The sequence below is a fragment of the Pseudoxanthomonas sp. 68-E7 genome, assembly GCF_057773145.1.
The window spans coordinates 25,822-43,151 of sequence record NZ_JBYMTI010000003.1; the positions used below are offsets into that span (position 1 = coordinate 25,822).

14 protein-coding genes are annotated in these 17,330 nt (G+C 67.5%); 7 read left to right on the forward strand and 7 right to left on the reverse strand.

Annotated features, from left to right (window positions below):
• Positions 1–34: 34 nt before the first annotated feature.
• Entirely contained in the window at positions 35–1,996 is a 1,962-nt protein-coding gene (locus tag AC3DE2_RS08250) for a transglycosylase SLT domain-containing protein (RefSeq protein ID WP_488425799.1), read from the forward strand.
• 31 nt (positions 1,997–2,027) lie between these two features.
• Positions 2,028–3,266 (forward strand): multifunctional CCA addition/repair protein, encoded by a 1,239-nt coding sequence (locus AC3DE2_RS08255; protein WP_488425800.1) that lies wholly within the window; start codon positions 2,028–2,030, stop codon positions 3,264–3,266.
• On the opposite strand, the gene AC3DE2_RS08260 is transcribed toward AC3DE2_RS08255, so the two are convergent.
• A complete protein-coding gene (locus AC3DE2_RS08260; protein WP_488425802.1) occupies positions 3,263–4,078 on the reverse strand; it encodes a DUF6597 domain-containing transcriptional factor in 816 nt (271 codons plus the stop codon). The two genes, AC3DE2_RS08255 and AC3DE2_RS08260, sit on opposite strands and share 4 nt — an antisense overlap.
• Positions 4,079–4,178: 100 nt before the next feature.
• On the opposite strand from AC3DE2_RS08260, the gene AC3DE2_RS08265 reads away from it, so the two are divergent.
• From AC3DE2_RS08265 to AC3DE2_RS08275, 3 genes are all read left to right on the forward strand, one after another.
• Positions 4,179–4,691, forward strand: a complete 513-nt coding sequence (locus AC3DE2_RS08265; protein WP_488425803.1) for a DUF3224 domain-containing protein — start codon at positions 4,179–4,181, stop codon at positions 4,689–4,691.
• A gap of 73 nt (positions 4,692–4,764) precedes the next feature.
• Entirely contained in the window at positions 4,765–5,238 is a 474-nt protein-coding gene (locus AC3DE2_RS08270; RefSeq protein WP_295378990.1) for a MarR family winged helix-turn-helix transcriptional regulator, read from the forward strand.
• A 111-nt stretch (positions 5,239–5,349) separates the two neighbouring features.
• The gene (locus AC3DE2_RS08275; RefSeq protein WP_440472465.1) at positions 5,350–5,778 is read left to right on the forward strand and encodes an organic hydroperoxide resistance protein; all 429 of its coding nucleotides are present in this window, start codon (positions 5,350–5,352) and stop codon (positions 5,776–5,778) included.
• Positions 5,779–5,819: 41 nt separating this feature from the next.
• Here AC3DE2_RS08275 and AC3DE2_RS08280 read toward each other — a convergent pair whose 3' ends face one another.
• The 6 genes from AC3DE2_RS08280 to AC3DE2_RS08305 form a co-directional block, all read right to left on the reverse strand.
• Entirely contained in the window at positions 5,820–7,076 is a 1,257-nt protein-coding gene (locus AC3DE2_RS08280) for a PQQ-dependent sugar dehydrogenase (protein ID WP_488425805.1), read from the reverse strand.
• An 83-nt stretch (positions 7,077–7,159) separates the two neighbouring features.
• Entirely contained in the window at positions 7,160–8,236 is a 1,077-nt protein-coding gene (locus AC3DE2_RS08285; protein ID WP_488425806.1) for an acyltransferase family protein, read from the reverse strand.
• Between the two features lie 31 nt (positions 8,237–8,267).
• A complete protein-coding gene (gene nagA, locus AC3DE2_RS08290; protein WP_488425807.1) occupies positions 8,268–9,416 on the reverse strand; it encodes an N-acetylglucosamine-6-phosphate deacetylase in 1,149 nt (382 codons plus the stop codon).
• Positions 9,413–10,477, reverse strand: a complete 1,065-nt coding sequence (locus AC3DE2_RS08295; protein ID WP_488425809.1) for an SIS domain-containing protein — start codon at positions 10,475–10,477, stop codon at positions 9,413–9,415. The genes nagA and AC3DE2_RS08295 overlap by 4 nt, the downstream gene beginning before the upstream one ends.
• Entirely contained in the window at positions 10,474–11,538 is a 1,065-nt protein-coding gene (locus tag AC3DE2_RS08300; protein ID WP_488426138.1) for a LacI family DNA-binding transcriptional regulator, read from the reverse strand. Before AC3DE2_RS08300 ends, AC3DE2_RS08295 begins: the two co-directional genes overlap by 4 nt.
• Before the next feature lie 44 nt (positions 11,539–11,582).
• A complete protein-coding gene (locus AC3DE2_RS08305) occupies positions 11,583–12,854 on the reverse strand; it encodes a sugar MFS transporter (RefSeq protein WP_488425810.1) in 1,272 nt (423 codons plus the stop codon).
• Between the two features lie 449 nt (positions 12,855–13,303).
• On the opposite strand from AC3DE2_RS08305, the gene AC3DE2_RS08310 reads away from it, so the two are divergent.
• Together AC3DE2_RS08310 and AC3DE2_RS08315 are read left to right on the forward strand one after the other, a co-directional pair.
• Entirely contained in the window at positions 13,304–14,302 is a 999-nt protein-coding gene (locus AC3DE2_RS08310) for a glucokinase family protein (RefSeq protein WP_488425811.1), read from the forward strand.
• A gap of 148 nt (positions 14,303–14,450) precedes the next feature.
• Positions 14,451–17,147, forward strand: coding sequence for a TonB-dependent receptor (locus tag AC3DE2_RS08315; RefSeq protein ID WP_488425812.1), 2,697 nt, complete (start codon positions 14,451–14,453; stop codon positions 17,145–17,147).
• The last annotated feature ends 183 nt before the right edge of the window (positions 17,148–17,330 follow it).

The window sequence follows — 17,330 nt, forward strand, 5'->3', positions numbered from 1 at the left end:
AGGACCATTCATCCGGCTCGGGTATATTCCGGCCATGAACCGTCCCACCTCGCTCATCGTACTCGCTGCCGCACTCGTCCTCCTGCCCCTGACCAGTGCGCGCGCACAGAACCTGGATGCGCAACGACCGCAGCTGCGCGCCGCGCTGGAAGCCGCCGAACGCGGCCAGTTCAATGCCGCGCAATACGCGGGGCTGGCATCGCATCCGATCTACGGCTGGGTGGAACTGGCCGCGCTCCGCCGCGACATCGACAATCTCCCCACTGCCCGGGCACAGGCCTTCCTCAAGCGCTACGAAGGCCAGGCCGTGGCGGACAACTTCCGCTCCCTGTGGCTGGCGTCGCTGGCGCGTCGCCAGGACTGGCCGACCTTCCTCACCGCATGGAAGCCCAGCGACGGCGCCACCCTGCGCTGCGCGGAACTGGATGCGCGCCAGGCCACCGGTCGCGCGGACGCGCAGTGGACGAAGGATGCCCAGGCCTTGTGGCGCGGCGCGGCCAAATCACTGCCGGACGGCTGCGATCCGGTGTTCGCCATTCTCGCCAACAAGGGTGGCCTGTCGCCGGCATTGCGCTGGGAACGCATCGATGCCGCCGCCGCCGAGAGCCAGACCGCGGTGATGCGTACCGCCGCGCGCGGCCTGCCCACCGACGAGGCCGCGCTGGCCAACGACTACGCCGCCTTCATCGACGCCGTGCACGCGCGCGCGCTGAACTGGCCGAAGACCGATCGCAGCCGGCGCATGGCCAGCTACGGCCTGGCCAGGCTGGCCAGCCGCAATCCCGGCGCCGCCGAGGCGCAATTGCCGCAGTACGCCAGCGCGCTGGGCATGACCGAAGCCGATCGTGGTCGCGTGCTTTACCAGATCGCCCTGTGGACGGTGGCGTCCTACGAAGCGGATTCGGCGCGGCGATTGAACGAGGTACCGGAATCGGCCTACGACCAACGCCTGCACGAGTGGCGGGTGCGCGAAGCGATGGCGCGCGGCGACTGGCGCGCCGCGCTGGTCGCGCTGCGCAAGATGCCGGCCTCCCAGCGGGAGGATTCGCGCTGGCGCTACTTCGAGGCGCGCATGGCTGAAAAGACCGGTGACAACGCCACCGCGCAGTTGCTGCTGCGCGAAGCCGCGCGCGCGCCGACCTTCCATGGCTTCCTCGCCGCCGATCGCCTCAACCAGCCCTACGCGTTGTGCCCGTGGATTCCCAACGACGGCAAGGCGGCCAAGGACGCCATCGCCCGGGATCCGGCGATCGTGCGGGCAATGGAACTGTGGAAACTGGATCGCTCGGGCTGGGCGGTGGCCGAATGGAATAGCGCGCTGGCGCGGTTCGACGACAACCAGCGCCGCATCGCGGTGGAAGTGGCGCAGGACAACGGCTGGTTCGATCGCGCGGTGTTCTCGCTGGGCAAGCGCCCGGACGAACAGCGCCTGTACCAGTTGCGCTTCCCGCTGCACCACGGCGAGACCATCCGCCGCGAGGCCGCCCGGCACGCGCTGGATCCGGCCTGGGTCGCGGCCGAAATCCGCGCCGAGAGCGTGTTCAATCCGCGCGCCCGCTCCGGCGCCAACGCGATGGGCCTGATGCAGGTGGTACCCGCCACCGGCGCGGCCACCGCCAAGCGCCTGGGCCTGCCCTGGGGCGGCGCCGCCAGCCTGTATGACTCGGACACCAACATCGCGCTGGGCACCGCCTATCTGCGCGAGATGGAAAACAAGTACGGCGTCCCCTACATCGCCATCGCCGCCTACAACGCCGGCCCCACCCCGACCGCGCGCTGGCAGTCGCAGCGTCCCGGCTACGATCCGGACATCTGGATCGAAACCATCAGCTACAAGGAAACCCGCGAGTACGTCGCCCGCATCCTCGCCTTCAGCGTGATCTACGACTGGCGCCTCAACGGCAATGCCCTACCGGTCAGCGACCGCATGCTCGGCAAGCTCGACGGCAAGCGCCGGGAATTCACCTGCCCGGACGCGCGGATGCCCAAGAGCTGATCCCCTCGCCACTATCCGGCATCATGCACGGATGAAGAGCTATCTCGTCGGCGGCGCGGTGCGCGACCGGTTGCTGGGCATGGAACCCGGCGATCGCGACCATGTCGTGGTCGGCGCCACGCCCGCGCAGATGCTCGCCCTGGGCTACAAGCAGGTCGGCCAGGATTTCCCGGTGTTCCTGCACCCGGACAGCGCCGAGGAGTACGCGCTGGCGCGGACCGAGCGCAAGCGTGGACGCGGATATCGCGGTTTCGAAGTCGATGCCGATCCCTCGGTCACGCTGGAGGAGGATCTGCAGCGTCGCGACTTCACCATCAATGCCATCGCCGAGGATGAGGGCGGCCGCTTCGTCGATCCTTACGGCGGCGCGAAGGATCTGGAAGCACGCGTGTTGCGCCATGTCGGCCCGGCTTTCGTCGAGGATCCGCTGCGGGTGCTGCGCGCGGCACGCTTCATGGCCCGCTTCGCGCCGCTGGGTTTCACCGTCGCGCCGGAGACCATGGCGCTGATGCGCGAGATGGCGGCCAGCGGCGAACTGGACACGCTGGTGCCGGAACGGGTGTGGCAGGAACTGCGCCGGGCGCTGGCCTCGGCGCAGCCCTCGGCCTTTCTCTCCACCCTGCGCGAAGCCGGCGCGCTGGCCAGCGTGCTGCCCGAGGTGGATGCGCTCTACGGCGTGCCGCAGCGCGCGGAGTTCCATCCCGAAGTGGACACCGGCGTGCATCAGCAGATGGTCAGCGACATGGCCGCGCGACTGGCGCCGGGTGACGATCTGATCGGTTTTGCCGCGTTGTGCCACGACCTGGGCAAGGCGCTCACGCCGGCGGAGGAACTGCCGCGCCACGTCATGCACGAACAGCGTGGCGTCGCGCCGGTGCTGGCATTGTGCGAACGGCTGAAGGTGCCATTGGAGCATCGCGACCTGGCGGTCATGGCCTGTCGCGAACATCTCAACGTGCACCGCCTGGACGAGCTCCGCGACGCGACCATCCACGAGGTGCTGTCGCGCTGCGATGCCTTCCGCCGTCCCGAACGCATTCCCCGGCTGGCGCGGGTATGCGAAGCCGACAAACGCGGCAGGTTGGGCAGCGAAGCCGCCGCCTATCCGCAGGGTCCGGCGCTGGTGCGGCTGCATGCGGCGGCGATGGCGGTGAACGCGCGCGGGTTCGCGGCGGCTGGCCTGAGCGGCCCGGAGATCGGCGAAGCACTCAAGCGCGCGCGCATCCAGGCGATTGCCTCGGCCCGGCAGTCGGCGGGTGCGGCCGGCTAGTCCGGCGTTTCGCGGCGGGCGAAATCGCCTGGCGTCATGCCCACCAGGGCGCGGAAGTCGCGGATGAAATGGGCCTGATCGAAATAACCCAGTTCCAGCGCCATGCGCGCCCAATCCATGACCTCACCGGCCTGGATGCGCGCGACCGCCTCGTGCAGCCGATAGCGGTTGATGACCCATTTCGGTCCCACGCCGACGTAGTGCTTGAACAGGCGTTGCAGGGCGCGCTTGCCGGTGTCGCCCTCCCCGATGAGCTGGTCTACCGAAGTGATCCCCGGCTCCGCGGCGATCCTCGCCACGCAGGCTCCCGCCTGCATCACCTTCGCATCCATCGCGGGGCGGCGCTCGTCCAGGAACCGTTCGGCCAGCAGCACGCGCGCGGGAAAGTCCGGCGCGGCGCGGATCGCTTCCACCCATGTCGCACTCGTCCCGCCCAGCACGGACGTGATCGACACGCTTCGATTGGTGAGTGTCGATACCTCGCCGCGCAGGAAGGGCTGGAATCCACCGGGGCGGAACTTGATGCCGAAGGCGTAGCCGTCCCCGGCCAGCTGGCGCACATAACGTCCGGTGTGCACGCCGTGTATGCCCGCCTCTCCAGGCTCAATCACCAGGTGCACGCTGGGATGCGGCAGGGTTTCCTGCTGCTGTGGCGGGCATCCGGACAGGTGCCAATCCACCTGCCAGAAGTGCTCGACCCAGGCGCTCAACCCGGAGATCGGCAACCGGCGCTGATGCGCGAACGCGCCCGCATCCAGGCGTTGCCGGAGCACGCCGCGCGGCTTGCCGGGATCACGCGGTGGCGGGGGCATGCCTGGGCCTGTCATGCGATCGCGTTTGTCCAATCCTCCGGCGCCGCAATGTACTGCAATGGCTCCGCCGGCGACGAGTCCGGCGCGACGGGAGCCTGCCATGTGGCGACATCTCATCCGCACCGCCATCATGGCGACCTTGTGGAGCGCCGCGTCCACCGCGTTGCCCCCTCACCCTTCCGATTTCCGGATCATCCCCGAGGACACCGCCATGACCCGACACGCACAGGGCGAATTCGACGTGAAGCTGAGCCCGCAGCCCGCCGCTGCCGGCATCGAGGCCGCCCGGTTGGGCCGGCAGACCATCGACAAGACTTTCCGGGGCGATCTGGAGGCGGGCAGCCTGGGCGAGATGCTGGCGGTGATGACGGAAGTGCGCGGCTCGGCCGGTTATGTCGCGATGGAACGCGTCGATGGCCTCCTGCATGGCCGGCGCGGTACCTTCGTGCTGCAGCATTTCGCCTTCATGGACCGCGGCCAGCCGGAACTGAGCGTGCGGGTGGTCCCCGACTCCGGCACCGGTGAACTGGCCGGCCTGAGCGGGCAGATGACCATCCGCATCGAGGGTGGCCGCCATTTCTACGGATTCGACTACCGGTTGCCCGAACCCTGAGCCCGACGCCGGGTGATACAGTGTTCCATCGGGATGCTTGCAATTAAATAGCGCGCTATTTATATTGCACGCCATGAGTCCACGCGCCACGTCCACCGCCCCTGCCGGTTCCGCCGCCAATCCCCTGGCGCTGGACAACCAGCTCTGCTTTGCCCTGTATTCGGCGCAGCTGGCGCTCAACAAGGTGTATCGGCAGTTGCTGGGCAAGCTCGGACTGACCTATCCGCAGTACCTGGTGATGCTGGTGTTGTGGGAAGGCGATGCGCTGACGGTGTCGCAGGTCGGGGAGCGGTTGTTCCTGGATTCGGCCACGCTGACGCCCCTGCTGAAGCGGCTGGAGGCGGGTGGCCTGATCACCCGCACCCGCGCCCGCGAGGACGAACGCCAGGTGATCATCCAATTGACCGCGCAGGGTCGCGCCCTCAAGCAGAAAGCCAAGGCCATTCCCGAAGCGCTGCTGTGCGCGTCCGGCTGCGACGCGCGCGAGGTTGCCGGGTTGAAGAAGCAGCTGGAGGCCCTGCGCGACAACCTGGGGGCGAACGCCTGAAGGATGCCGGATCAGCTTTCACCCAATATCTATCGTGCGATTGAATCGCGACAAATTCATTACCGGTCGTGGCGCCCGGATCCGCCGCCACTTTCCCCCACGGAGATTCCCATGTCGATCGAGAAAGTCCTCTACACCGCCCACGCCACCGCCACCGGCGGCCGCGACGGCCGCGCCGTTTCCTCGGACAACGTGCTGGACGTGAAGCTCACCACCCCGCGCGAACTCGGCGGCGCCGGCGGCGACGGCACCAATCCGGAGCAGTTGTTCGCCGCGGGCTATTCGGCCTGCTTCATCGGCGCGCTGAAGTTCGTCGCCGGCCAGGCCAAGGTCGCGCTGCCGGCGGATACCCGCATCGACGGCAGCGTCGGCATCGGCCAGATCCCGGGCGGTTTCGGCATCGAGGCCGAGCTGCGCATCCACCTGCCGGGCCTGCCGCGCGAGCAGGCCGAGGCGCTGGTGCAGCAGGCGCACCAGGTGTGCCCGTACTCCAACGCCACCCGCGGCAACATCGACGTGCGGCTGGTGGTCGTCGACTGACGCGCGCGGATGTCCGCCGGGGGCGTTGCGCCCGGCGGACGTCAACCGCGATTGGGGGTGAGCTTCAGCAGGCGCGCGTCCGCGCCGTCCTCCAGCAACCAGATCGCACCGTCGGGCCCCTGCTCCACTTCACGGATGCGGCGCCCCATCGGATAGCGCTTCACTTCGCGCGGTGCGTCCCCGAACTCGACCTGGATCAGCGCCTGCGAGGCCAGGCCGCCGATGAACCCGCGCCCGCGGAAATAGGGGAACAGATCCGCCTGGTAGATGATGAATCCGGCCGGCGCGATCACCGGCGTCCATGAAATCTCCGGCGCATTGAATTCAGGGCGGGTCGAATGATCCGGAATCGGGCTGCCGTCGTAGTTGTCGCCGTTGGAGACGATCGGCCAGCCGTAGTTGGAACCGCGTTCGATCAGGTTCAGTTCGTCGCCCCCGGCCGGCCCCATCTCGTGCGCCCACAGCCGGCCGGCGGGATCGAAGGCCAGTCCCAATACATTGCGGTGCCCGAGCGACCAGACCTGCGCGGCCACGCCCCCCTGATTGGCGAAGGGGTTGTCGGGCGGCACGCTGCCGTCGTCGTTGAGCCGGATGATCTTGCCGAGATTGCTCTGCATGTCCTGCGCGGGCGAGGCCTTCTGGCGCTCGCCGGAACTGATCCACAACTTGCCCTGCGCATCGAACAGCATGCGATGGCTGTAGTGGGCATCGCCGGTGACCTTGGGCACCTGCCGCCAGATCACCTGCAGTCCTTCCAGATGACCGCTGTTGGCGCCAGCGTCGATCACCAGCCGCGCCCGCGCCACCGCCGCGCCACGCGTGCTGTTGGCGCCGGGTTCGGCATAGCTCACGTAGACGATTCCGTTCTCGGCGAAGCGCGGATGCAGCATCACGTCGCCGAACCCGCCCTGGCCGCCATAGGCGACGGTGGGGACCCCGGTGATTTCACCGCCCTGCCCGGTGGCGGGATTCAGCAGGCGCAGGCGCCCGGGCTTCTCGGTCACCAGCAGGCGACCATCCGGCAAGAAGGTCATCGCCCAGGGCTGATCGAAACGCGCCACCTCGGTGCTGATGAAGGGCGGATCGGGAATCCGCAACGCGGGCTGCGGACCGCCGGTCACCTGCGGCGCCGCCTGGGCAGCGCTCGCGACCGGCAGGGATGGCACGTGGCCGGCGAGCGCAATCGGTGACGCGGATTCATTCGGCTTGTCGTCGGTCGTGGTGACGACGACCGCGTTGCCGTCGCAGGCGATCAGCGACAGGGCCAGGCAGGTGACGCTCCAGGCGGACAGGTTCATGGCCGGGTTCCAGTCGGGGAATGAGCCCTTTTACTCCGGTCCGGCGAAGGAAGTCGTGATCCCGCGCGCGGGGCGCGCGACCGTCAGACCTTCAGGTACCAGCGCTGGCGGTCCATCAGGCGGACGACCAGCCACCAGACCAGCACGAAAGCCAGGGCGAACGCCAGCGACGGCAGGTAGGGGCCGAACCGGGGCGTCATCCAGTCGGCGAAGCCGTGGCGATAGATCGCCTGCATCCAGCCCAGCGCGGAGAACGCATAGACCATTACCGCCGAACCGGCATAGGCGGCGATCGCGTTGACGCCGAAGCTGCGGCCCCAGGGATGCAGGCCCTTGCGGTCGACCAGCAGGTGCGCGCACCACAACGCCAGCAGCGCCCAACCCGCCGTCCACACCACGTAGGAAGACGTCCACAGGTTCTTGTTCAACGGCAGCCACAGCGACCACAGTCCGCCGAGCGCCAGCGCCAGTGCGGCGGCAGGCAGCAGGCGCCGGGTTTCGCCCCGCCGCAGCCAGTCACCGGCGCGCACGCCGAGCAGCGTCGTGGCGATGGCCGGCAGCGTGCTGAGCAGGCCTTCGGGATCATGGCCGCGCCCGGTGGCGGGATCGAACTGGTAGAGCAACGGCCCGAACAGCGTGGTGTCGACACGGCTGGCCAGGTTGTCCAGCGGTGCATACGTGCCGCCGACCGCCAGCAATGCCCAGTATCCCAGCAGCAGGATGGCCACCATCCACCACTGTCCACGCGGACGCAGGTACAGGACCATCGTGCCGGCGGCGATGAAGCACAGGCCGACCCGCTGCAACACGCCCCAAGGCCGGAACCACGGCTTGTCCAGCCACCAGAACGCCAGCAGGTGCAGCAGCAGGCCGATGGCGACAATCTTCGTGCCGCGCCAGAGCACCGCGCGCAACAGGGCGCCGCGATCGCCACCAGCTTCCCGACGCGGTGCGATGCCGAGCGATATCGAGACGCCGACGATGAACAGGAAGAACGGGAAGATCAGATCCGTCGGCGTGCAGCCGTGCCATTCGGAATGCAGCAGCGGGGCATAGACATGGCCCCAGTCACCGGGATCGTTGACCAGCAGCATCGCCGCGACGGTGATGCCGCGCAGGGCGTCGACCGAGGCGAAACGCAACGGCGCGGTCTTGCTCATTCGCGGTTTCTCCGGATGATCGTGCCAGCGCTCAGCCGGCGTGCGCGGCGGGCATGCCGTCGATCCAGGTCGTGGTCACCTGCAACCGCTCGTCCAGCGCCACCAGATCCGCGCGGTAGCCGGTGGCGATGCGGCCGTGGCTGGCGGACAGGCCGAGGAAGTCGGCCGGATAGCTCGACGCCATGCGCGCCGCTTCGGCCAGCGGCAGGCCCAGCAGGTTCACCGCGTTGCGCACCGCGGTGGCCATGTCCAGCGCGGAACCGGCCAGCGAACCGGCGGCGTTGCGGACCACGCCGTCCTGAACCGTGATGATCTCGCCGTACAACGCATAGCTGGGATCGTCCGAACCCACCGGCGGCATCGCATCGGTCACCAGGAATACCTTGCCCTGCGGCTTGGCCGCCAGGGCGACGCGCAGGCTGCCCGGATGCACGTGATGGCCGTCGGCGATGATGCCGACCCAGCTGTGCGGATCCTCCAGCGCGGCACCGACCGCGCCGGGCTCGCGTCCCTGCAACGGCGACATCGCGTTGTACAGGTGGGTGAATCCACGCACGCCCGCGACCAGGCCGGCGCCGATTTCCTCGTAACTGCCGGCGGTGTGGCCGGCGGCGACGATCGCGCCACGCGCGACCAGGGCGCGGATCGACTCGGCCGGCACGCGCTCGGGTGCGAGCGTGATCAGGGTGACGCCGTTGTCCAGCGAGGCAGCGAGTTCGATTTCCCGTGCATCCGGCACGCGGAACTTGCCGGCGTCATGGGTGCCCTTGCGTGCGGGCGCCAGGTACGGACCTTCCAGGTGGATGCCGAGCACGCCGGGCACGCCTTCTGCGATGGCCTGGCGGGTCGCGGCGATCGCCTCGCGCATCACCGCGAGGTCGTCGCTGATCAGGGTGGGCATGAAGCCGGTGGTGCCGAACCGGCGATGCGCCTCGCCGATTTGGCGGATCGCATCGACCGTGGGCGCATTGTTGAACAGTACCCCGCCGCCGCCGTTGACCTGCGCGTCGATGAAGCCGGGCACCAGCCAGGCGCCCTGCAGATCATGGCGTGGCAACGCCCCGGGCAGATCCGCCTCCGGGAGTATGGAGACGATGTCGCGCCCGTCGATGACGACGGCCACGCCCTCGGCGAAGCCCTGCGCGGCCAGTACGCGACCATTGACCAGCGCGGTGCTCATACGGTTTCGGTGACCTTGTTCAGATGCGGCGGCACGTCGGGGTTGTAGCCGCGACGCAGCGCCAGCGCGTTGATCGCGCGGTAGTAGCTCTGGATGGTCAGCAGCGGCGAGCAGGCCGGATGCGGCGCGTGCACCAGCGGCAATGATTCGCCCGGGCCAGCGGTGGGGTCGGCTTCCTCGGACGCCACCCACACCTGCGCGCCACGGCCACGGAACTCGCGCGCCAGCGCCAGCGTGCCGGCGCCGGTCTCGTCCGGCTGGGCAAAGCCCAGCACCGGGAAACCCGGGCCGACCAGCGCCATCGGGCCGTGCTTCACTTCGGCCGAACTGTAGGCCTCGGCGTGCAGGCCGCAGGTTTCCTTGAACTTGAGCGCGGCTTCCTGCGCGGCGGCCAGGCCCAGGCCACGGCCGAGCACGAACAGGTTGTGCGCATCGACCAGGCCGTCGGTGACCGGCGACCAGTCCGCCGCCCATGCCTGGCGCAGCGCGTCGGGCAACAACGGCAGCGCGTCGCGCAGGGTCGACTCGTCCTTCCAGTACGCGCCCAGCTGCAGGATCGCGGCCAGCGAGCTCAGGTAGCTCTTGGTCGCCGCGACACTGCGCTCAGGACCGGCGTGCAGCGGAATCACGGTGTCGGCCAGGCCGGCCAGCGGCGAGTCCTCGACGTTGACGATCGCCACCACCCGCGCGCCCGCCTCGGCGGCCGCGCGGGCGTTGTGCAGCAGGTCGGGGCTCTTGCCCGACTGCGAGATGACGATGTACAGCGCATCCCTGAGTTTCTGCCTCGCCTCGTAGACCGAACCCACCGAGGGCGAGGCGGATGCGGTGACGAAACCCAGCTGGGTCTCGAACAGGTACTTGGCGTAGGTCGCCGCGTGATCCGAACTGCCGCGCGCGCAGGTCACCACGAACGGCGGCGGATTGGCGCGCAGGTCGGCGGCAAGGTTGCGGATGACGGACTCGTTGCGCTGGTACTGCGCGGTGACCACGTCGGCGGTCTGCTGCGCCTCCTGGAACATCAGGGTGTCGGCAGGGGCGGGAAGGGAGGAAGCGTCGGTCATGTCGTCGTATCGGGGCGTTCGGTGCGCAGGCGGACCGGCGCGGTGGAACCGCGCACCACCAGTTGCGGCACGAAGCCCTGGTTGTGCACGGGAGAGGGGTTGTCGTCGTAGGCATCCTGCCGCAGCGTCGCGATCAGCAGGCGCGCGGCCTGCTTGGCGATGTCCTCGGTGGCCTGCTTGGCGGTGGTCAGCGGCGGCCAGGACTGGCGCGAGAACGGGCTGTCCTCGAAACCGGCGATGGACAGATCGTAGGGCACGTTCATGCCCGCGGACTTGGCGGCTGCCAGCACGCCGGCGGCGATTTCGTCATTGGAACCGAAAATCGCGGTCGGCGGTTCGCGCAGCGCCAGCAGGCGGCGGGCGCCGCGGAAACCGTCATCGAAGGTGTAGTCGCCCGGCACCACCAGGTGCTTGTCGAGCGGGATGCCGTAGTCCTTCAGCGCCTTCTCGTAGCCGTTGTAGCGTTCGATCGAGGAACGGTGCGCCAATCCGCCCCAGAGGAAGCCGATGCGCTGGTGGCCCAGCTGGATCAGGTGCTCGGTGATCTCGTAGGCGGCATCGTGGTCGTCCACATACACGCAGGGCTGGCCATCCTGCGGATCCTCGGTGGCGGCGATGATCCGCACCATCTTGACCCCGCGCGAAGCCAACGCGTTCACCAGTTCCATCCGCTCGGACATCGGCGCGGTCAGCACCAGTCCGGCCAATCGCGAACGCTGCACGAACTCGGCCAGTTCCTCGGCCAGCAGCGGCGAGGTCGAATCGCAGGGATGGATCTGCAGGCCGAAGCCGGTTTCCCGGCAGGCCGCCAGCACGCCGTTCTGCACGCCGATGATGTGGTACGGGTTGGGGTTGTCGTAGACCAGCCCGATCACGAACGGCGTGCCGCTGCGCAGGTTGCGCGCGGACTGATCCGGCTCGTAGTCCAGTTCGGCGATGGCGTGCAGGACGCGCGCGCGCGTGCCCTGCATCACCGACGGCTCGTTGTTGATGACCCGCGAGACGGTCTTCAGCGAAACCTTGGCCCGCTCCGCGACATCCTTGATGGTGGGCCTGCGCATGCCGTTCTCAGCCATGGGAAATCTCCATGCGGTCCATGCGCCGGTCAGCCCGCCTTGACGCGGCCGACATTGTGGCCGCGCAGGGCGAAGAACAGGATGTACAGGTAGCAGGGCACCGCCAGCGCGGTGAACACCAGCTGGAAATCATGGCTCTGCTTGAACACCGCGAACAGCTGCGGAATCACCGCGCCGCCGGCGATGCCCATGATCAGCAGCGCCGAGCCGGTTTCGGTGAAACGGCCCAGGCCCTGGATCGCCAGCGGGAAAATGGCCGGCCACATCATCGCGTTGGCGAAGCCGAGCGCGGCGACGAAGCCGACCGACACGTAGCCGTGGGTCAGGAACGCGCCGATGGCGAACAAGATGCCCAGCACCGCCGATACGCTCAGGTAGCGTTCCTGCGAGATGAAGCGCGGAATCGCGACCAGGCCGAACAGGTAGCCGACCAGCATCGCGCCCAGGGTGTAGGAGGTGAACACCTTGGTCTTGTCGAGCGGCAGGCCGAAACCTTCGCCGTAAATGCCGATGGCATCGCCGGCCAGCACTTCCACGCCGACGTAGACGAACAGGCAGATCACGCCCAGCAGCAGGTGCGGGAACTGGAACACGCTGCGGCGGTTCGATTCCGTGCCGCCCTCGTTGGCGTTGGCTTCGGCGGTGTCCACTTCCGGCAGCGGCGAGAACAGGATGCCGACCGCGAGCAGCACCAGCAGGCCGGCCATCACCATGTAGGGACCGTAGACACGGGCGGCGAATTCGTTGAGCAGGAGTTCCTTCGCCTCCGGCGCGGCGGCTTCCACCTGCGCGGCCAGATCGCCCATGCCGTGCATCACGAACGCCGCCAGCGCGATTGGCGCCAGGATGCCGGCGATCTTGTTGCAGATACCCATCACCGCGATGCGTTGCGCCGCGCCCTCGATCGGGCCGAGGATGCTGATGTAGGGATTGGCCGCAGTCTGCAGGATCGCCAGGCCGGCGCCGATGGTGAACACGCCGCCGAGCGCGCCCGGATACCAGCGATGGGTGGTGAACTGGCCGAACACCAGCGCGCCGATCGCCATCACGAACAGGCCCAGCGCCATGCCCTTCTTCATGCCGGTCCTGCGCAGGATCACCGACGAGGGCAACGCCAGGCAGAAGTACGAAATGTAGAAGGCGCTGGGAATCAGGAAGGCGTAGGTCTCGCTGACGTTGAACGCCAGCTTGGCGAACGTGATCAACGGCCCGTTGAGCCAGGTGACGAAACCGAAGATGAAAAACAGCAGGCCGATGATGGCGATGGACGTGTACTGTCGCGAGCCTTGTACCGCAGTCATGTCTGGCGAACTCCCCTCTCTGATTGTGATGGCCGGTCCGCGACCGGCGTCCACGCCTTGTCGCTGCGTGGCTCCCTCTGGAAACAACGTTGTCACAGATTCGTCCGCGAAGCCACCCGCCGGCGGCCCAGGCGGCGCCGGTCCTGCACCCCGGAGCGTTCCCGCGGGATGCGGCGACGCAGCATCGGCACCGATCAAAATTACGCCACAACGCCTTAAATCTGAACGTATTTCTTCAGTTTTGAAACTGAACAGGAGTAGGACTGCCGGATCATTTGCAAATTTGATCCGTTCACCGCCGGCCCTGCCCTTATTTGATGACAGAGTGTTGACAACGTTGTCAAACCCCTCCCACACTCCGGCGCCATCGGGGCTGCTGGCTTTCGCCCCTTCGCGAACATGTGGGGAGACGTGTGGTCGCAATCGCCAATCCATTGCCGGTGGATCCGATGAGCCGGACAGGCGACGCCTTCATTGCCGCGGATGTCGGCGGCACCCATGTCCGTGTCGGCCTGGTCCGCGGCGGCAATGATCCCGCCACCCCGATCAGCGTGCTCGAATACCGCAAGTACGCCTGCGCCGACTACCCCGGCCTGGCGGACATCCTGCGGGACTTCCTCGATGGGCTGGGTGGATTGCCGGTCAATCGCGGCGTGATCGCCAGCGCCGGCTACGCGCTGGAAGACGGTACCGTCATCACCAACAACCTGCCCTGGCGACTGTCGCTGGCCGAGATCCGCGCGCGCCTGGGCTTCGACGATTTTCGCTTGGTCAACGATTTCGAGGCGGTGGCGCATGCCGCGGCCCAGGTCGATGCCAGCCAGGTGCTGCAACTCACCGGCCCGACCGGTGCGCCGCCGCGCGGCCCGATCCTGATCCTGGGTCCCGGCACCGGCCTGGGCGCCGCGGTGTGGATTCCCGCCGGTCGCCGCGCGGTAGTGCTGGCGACCGAAGCCGGGCAGGCCGCGCTGACCGCCGGCAATCCGCTGGAAATGGCGCTGCTGGCCGAGATGCTGAAGGCGCGTCCGCACGTTCCGGTCGAACACGCCCTGTCCGGTCCCGGGCTGATGAACCTGTACACCGCGCTGTGCGCGGTGCGTGGCGCCGGCGCGCCCGTGCATTCGCAACCGGGCCAGATCACCGCCGCCGCGCTCGCCGGCGAGGACGCGCTGGCGCGCGAGACCCTCGACGTGTTCTGCGGCCTGCTGGGCAGCGTGGTCGGCGACATGGCGCTGCTGTACGGCGTGCAGGGCGGCGTGTACCTGGCCGGCGGCATCCTGCCGAACATCCGCGAATTCCTCCTCCAGAGCAGTTTCGTGCCGCGTTTCCTCAACAAGGGAACGATGCGCGAGGCGCTCGAACGCATTCCCGTGAAGCTGGTCGAGCACGGGCAACTGGGCGTCATCGGCGCCGCCAGCTGGTACCTCGATCAAACCGAAAGCAACTGAAGCAACAGAAGAAACGAAGGCGCCGGCACAGGCGTCCGCAACAGGAACCGGGTCGGAGCTGTCAGCCGCACCCTTGGCAGCAAAGGCAGCAACACGGCCCCGGATCACGCCCCGGCCGACAACCAAAAATCATGATGGGAGAGACACCATGAATCACCGTAAGTCGCTACTCGCCGTCGCCGTCGCGACGGGCCTCGCGGTCTCCATGCACGCGCAGGCACAGGACGCCGCCGCCCAGCAACAGCCCCAGCCCGCCGCGCAGCAGGCCACCGATCTGGACACCGTGGTCGTCACCGGCATCCGCGGTTCGATGGAGAAGTCGCTGGATACCAAGCGCGAAGCCAATTCCCGCGTGGAAGTGGTCACCGCCGAGGATGTCGGCAAGCTGCCGGCCCACAACGTGGCCGACACCCTGCAGCGCCTGCCGGGTGTGAACATCAGCTCGTCCTCCTCCGATGAAGGCGGCTTCGACGAAGCCGACCGCGTCAGCCTGCGCGGCACCAGCCCCAGCCTGACCCAGACCCTGATCAACGGCCACACCGTCGGCTCGGCCGACTGGTTCGTGCTCAGCCAGGGCAACAACGTCGGCCGCAGCGTCAGCTATACCCTGCTGCCGTCCGAACTGGTCAGCTCGGTGGAAGTGCACAAGTCCTCGCAGGCCAAGCTGCCCGACGGCGGTACCACCGGCTCGGTCAACATCATCACCCGCAAGCCGCTGCAGTTCCCCGATCGGATCACCGCCGAAGCATCGCTGGGCGTGGTCAACGCCGAGCAGGCCGATTCCACCGATCCGCAGCTGTCGGGCCTGTTCAACTACAAGAACGAGTCCGGTACGTTCGGCGTGATGGTCCAGGCATTCAGCCAGAAGCGCGAGCTGCGCCGCGAGGCGCAGGAAATCCCGGGCGGCTTCTTCCAGATCGGCGCCACCGATCCGGCCGGCATCAGCAATCCGGATCTGGTCGGCGTCTGGGTCCCGGGCCTGCTGGGTTCCACCCTGTTCGAACAGACCCGCGAGCGCAAGGGCGGCCTGATCGAATTGCAGTTCAAGCCCAACGATGATCTGACCCTGGGCCTGAGCGGCTTCCGTTCGGACATGGATGCCAACAACTACAACCGCAACTTCATGATGTGGGGCGGCAATTTCGCCCGTGCGCACGCGCCCGATCCCGGCTATGTGGTCAAGGACGGCGTGCTGACCAACGCTACCTACACCGGCCAGCCCGGGCAGAACTACGCGGTCTACGACATGATCTACCGCGAGGCCTCGGCCAAGAGCGAATACGTCACCTTCGATGTCGACTGGCAGATCAACGACAACCTGAGCTCCAAGTTCCAGGTCGGCACCACGAGTGGCGAAGGCTCCACGCCGCGCCAGTTCATTGCCGAGCTGAACATGGCCAATGGTGGCGGGGCCAGTTGGACCAGCCACGGTGCCGGCGCTCCGATGGACTGGAGCGTGGGCGGCGATCTGAGCCCGGCCGCTGCCGCCTGGGGCGGCACCTGGGGCAACCAGCAGGTCACCGCCAAGGATGACGAGGACTGGTTCACCGCCGACTTCACCCGCTACTTCAACGGCGGCGTGCTGTCCTCGATCGACTTCGGTGCCCGCTATGCCGATCACACCCGCGAAGCCCTGTCGCCGGAAGGCGCCAGCCCGGGCGACGGCATCTGGGGCGCGCTGCAGAACGGCGCGACCGCGCCCTACCCCGGCGGTTTCGCCAGCAGCATCGGTGGCAACTTCCCGCGCAACCTGTGGTACTTCACCCCGGGCGCGCTGAAGAACGCGATCATCAACAACTCCACTTGGCTGTACAACGATGACGGTCCGAACGGCCGCCACAACTACGGCGCGGAATGGAAGGTGGAGGAGAAGAACCTCGCCGCCTACGTCCAGGCCAATTTCGTTGGCGACAACTGGAGCGGCAACGTCGGCCTGCGCTACGTCGACATCGATCAGGACATCAACACCTATCGCGCGGTCACGGATCCGGCCAACGCCGATGTCTCCAGCCTGTTCGGCCGCTGGGCCCGCGAGTTCACCAACAACAAGCACAGCCGGGTGCTGCCCAGCGCGAACATCAAGTTCGACATGAGCGACAACCTGGTGTTCCGTTTCGCCGCCTCGCAGACGCAGACCCTGCCGGACTTCTCCGCCCTGGGCGCCTCGTCCTGGGGTTCGGATCTGAACAGGCTCGGCGGCGGCGGCAACCCGAAGCTGGACCCGGTGGTCTCGACCAACTTCGATGCCAACATCGAGTGGTATTTCATGCCGCGCGGCCTGCTGTCCGTCGGCGCCTACTCGATGAACATGAAGGATTACGTCGCCTTCGGCGTCGAGAAGCAGATGCTGTTCAGCGAGCTGACCAACCAGCTCGAGGAATACCTGGTGTCCATCCCGATCAACTCGAACGGCAAGGTCACCGGTGTCGAAGTGGCGTACGAGCAGCCGATTGGCGATTACTTCGGCGTGCAGGCCAACTACACCTACGCCAACGGCAGCACCTCGCACACCTGGGCGGATGGCAGCGACAACCTGCTCGGCACCTCGAAGAACACCTACAACGTGGGTGCCTACTTCGAGAACGAGAGCTTCGGTGCGCGCGTCAGCTATACCCGCCGCTCCTCGTTCCTGATCGGCCTGTCCGGCGCCAATCCGTACTACCAGGATGACTTCGGCACCCTGTCGGCGGCGCTGAGCTACAAGTTCAACGATCACCTGAGCTTCTCGCTGGATGCGCTGAACCTCAACGACCCAACCATCAAGTACTACCAGAGCGCGGCCATTCCGACCTCGTTCTACAGCAATGGCCGACAGTACTACTTCAATGTCCGCCTGAAGTTCTGATGATGGCGATGTAACCGCGTGCTCCTTCTCCGGGGCCTGGACTTGTCCAGGCCCCTTTTTTTTTGCCCCGCATCCGGCCGGCCCGGCACGCCCATGGCGGAAAGGCAATGAAGCATGCGCGCTGGCTCCGGGCGCGTCGCCATGCCAACCGAAGCCGGCAGGTCAAGGCCTGCGGAAAACCTT

Excerpts from the sequence above, each read along its gene's own strand:
- AC3DE2_RS08285 (WP_488425806.1), bottom strand. The coding sequence starts at position 8,236 with ATGAGCAAGACCGCGCCGTTGCGTTTCGCCTCGGTCGACGCCCTGCGC.
- AC3DE2_RS08250 (WP_488425799.1), top strand. The coding sequence starts at position 35 with ATGAACCGTCCCACCTCGCTCATCGTACTCGCTGCCGCACTCGTCCTC.
- AC3DE2_RS08305 (WP_488425810.1), bottom strand. The coding sequence starts at position 12,854 with ATGACTGCGGTACAAGGCTCGCGACAGTACACGTCCATCGCCATCATC.
- AC3DE2_RS08295 (WP_488425809.1), bottom strand. The coding sequence starts at position 10,477 with ATGACCGACGCTTCCTCCCTTCCCGCCCCTGCCGACACCCTGATGTTC.
- AC3DE2_RS08265 (WP_488425803.1), top strand. The coding sequence starts at position 4,179 with ATGTGGCGACATCTCATCCGCACCGCCATCATGGCGACCTTGTGGAGC.
- AC3DE2_RS08270 (WP_295378990.1), top strand. The coding sequence starts at position 4,765 with ATGAGTCCACGCGCCACGTCCACCGCCCCTGCCGGTTCCGCCGCCAAT.
- AC3DE2_RS08310 (WP_488425811.1), top strand. The coding sequence starts at position 13,304 with ATGAGCCGGACAGGCGACGCCTTCATTGCCGCGGATGTCGGCGGCACC.
- nagA (WP_488425807.1), bottom strand. The coding sequence starts at position 9,416 with ATGAGCACCGCGCTGGTCAATGGTCGCGTACTGGCCGCGCAGGGCTTC.
- AC3DE2_RS08280 (WP_488425805.1), bottom strand. The coding sequence starts at position 7,076 with ATGAACCTGTCCGCCTGGAGCGTCACCTGCCTGGCCCTGTCGCTGATC.
- AC3DE2_RS08275 (WP_440472465.1), top strand. The coding sequence starts at position 5,350 with ATGTCGATCGAGAAAGTCCTCTACACCGCCCACGCCACCGCCACCGGC.
- AC3DE2_RS08260 (WP_488425802.1), bottom strand. The coding sequence starts at position 4,078 with ATGCCCCCGCCACCGCGTGATCCCGGCAAGCCGCGCGGCGTGCTCCGG.
- AC3DE2_RS08315 (WP_488425812.1), top strand. The coding sequence starts at position 14,451 with ATGAATCACCGTAAGTCGCTACTCGCCGTCGCCGTCGCGACGGGCCTC.
- AC3DE2_RS08255 (WP_488425800.1), top strand. The coding sequence starts at position 2,028 with ATGAAGAGCTATCTCGTCGGCGGCGCGGTGCGCGACCGGTTGCTGGGC.
- AC3DE2_RS08300 (WP_488426138.1), bottom strand. The coding sequence starts at position 11,538 with ATGCGCAGGCCCACCATCAAGGATGTCGCGGAGCGGGCCAAGGTTTCG.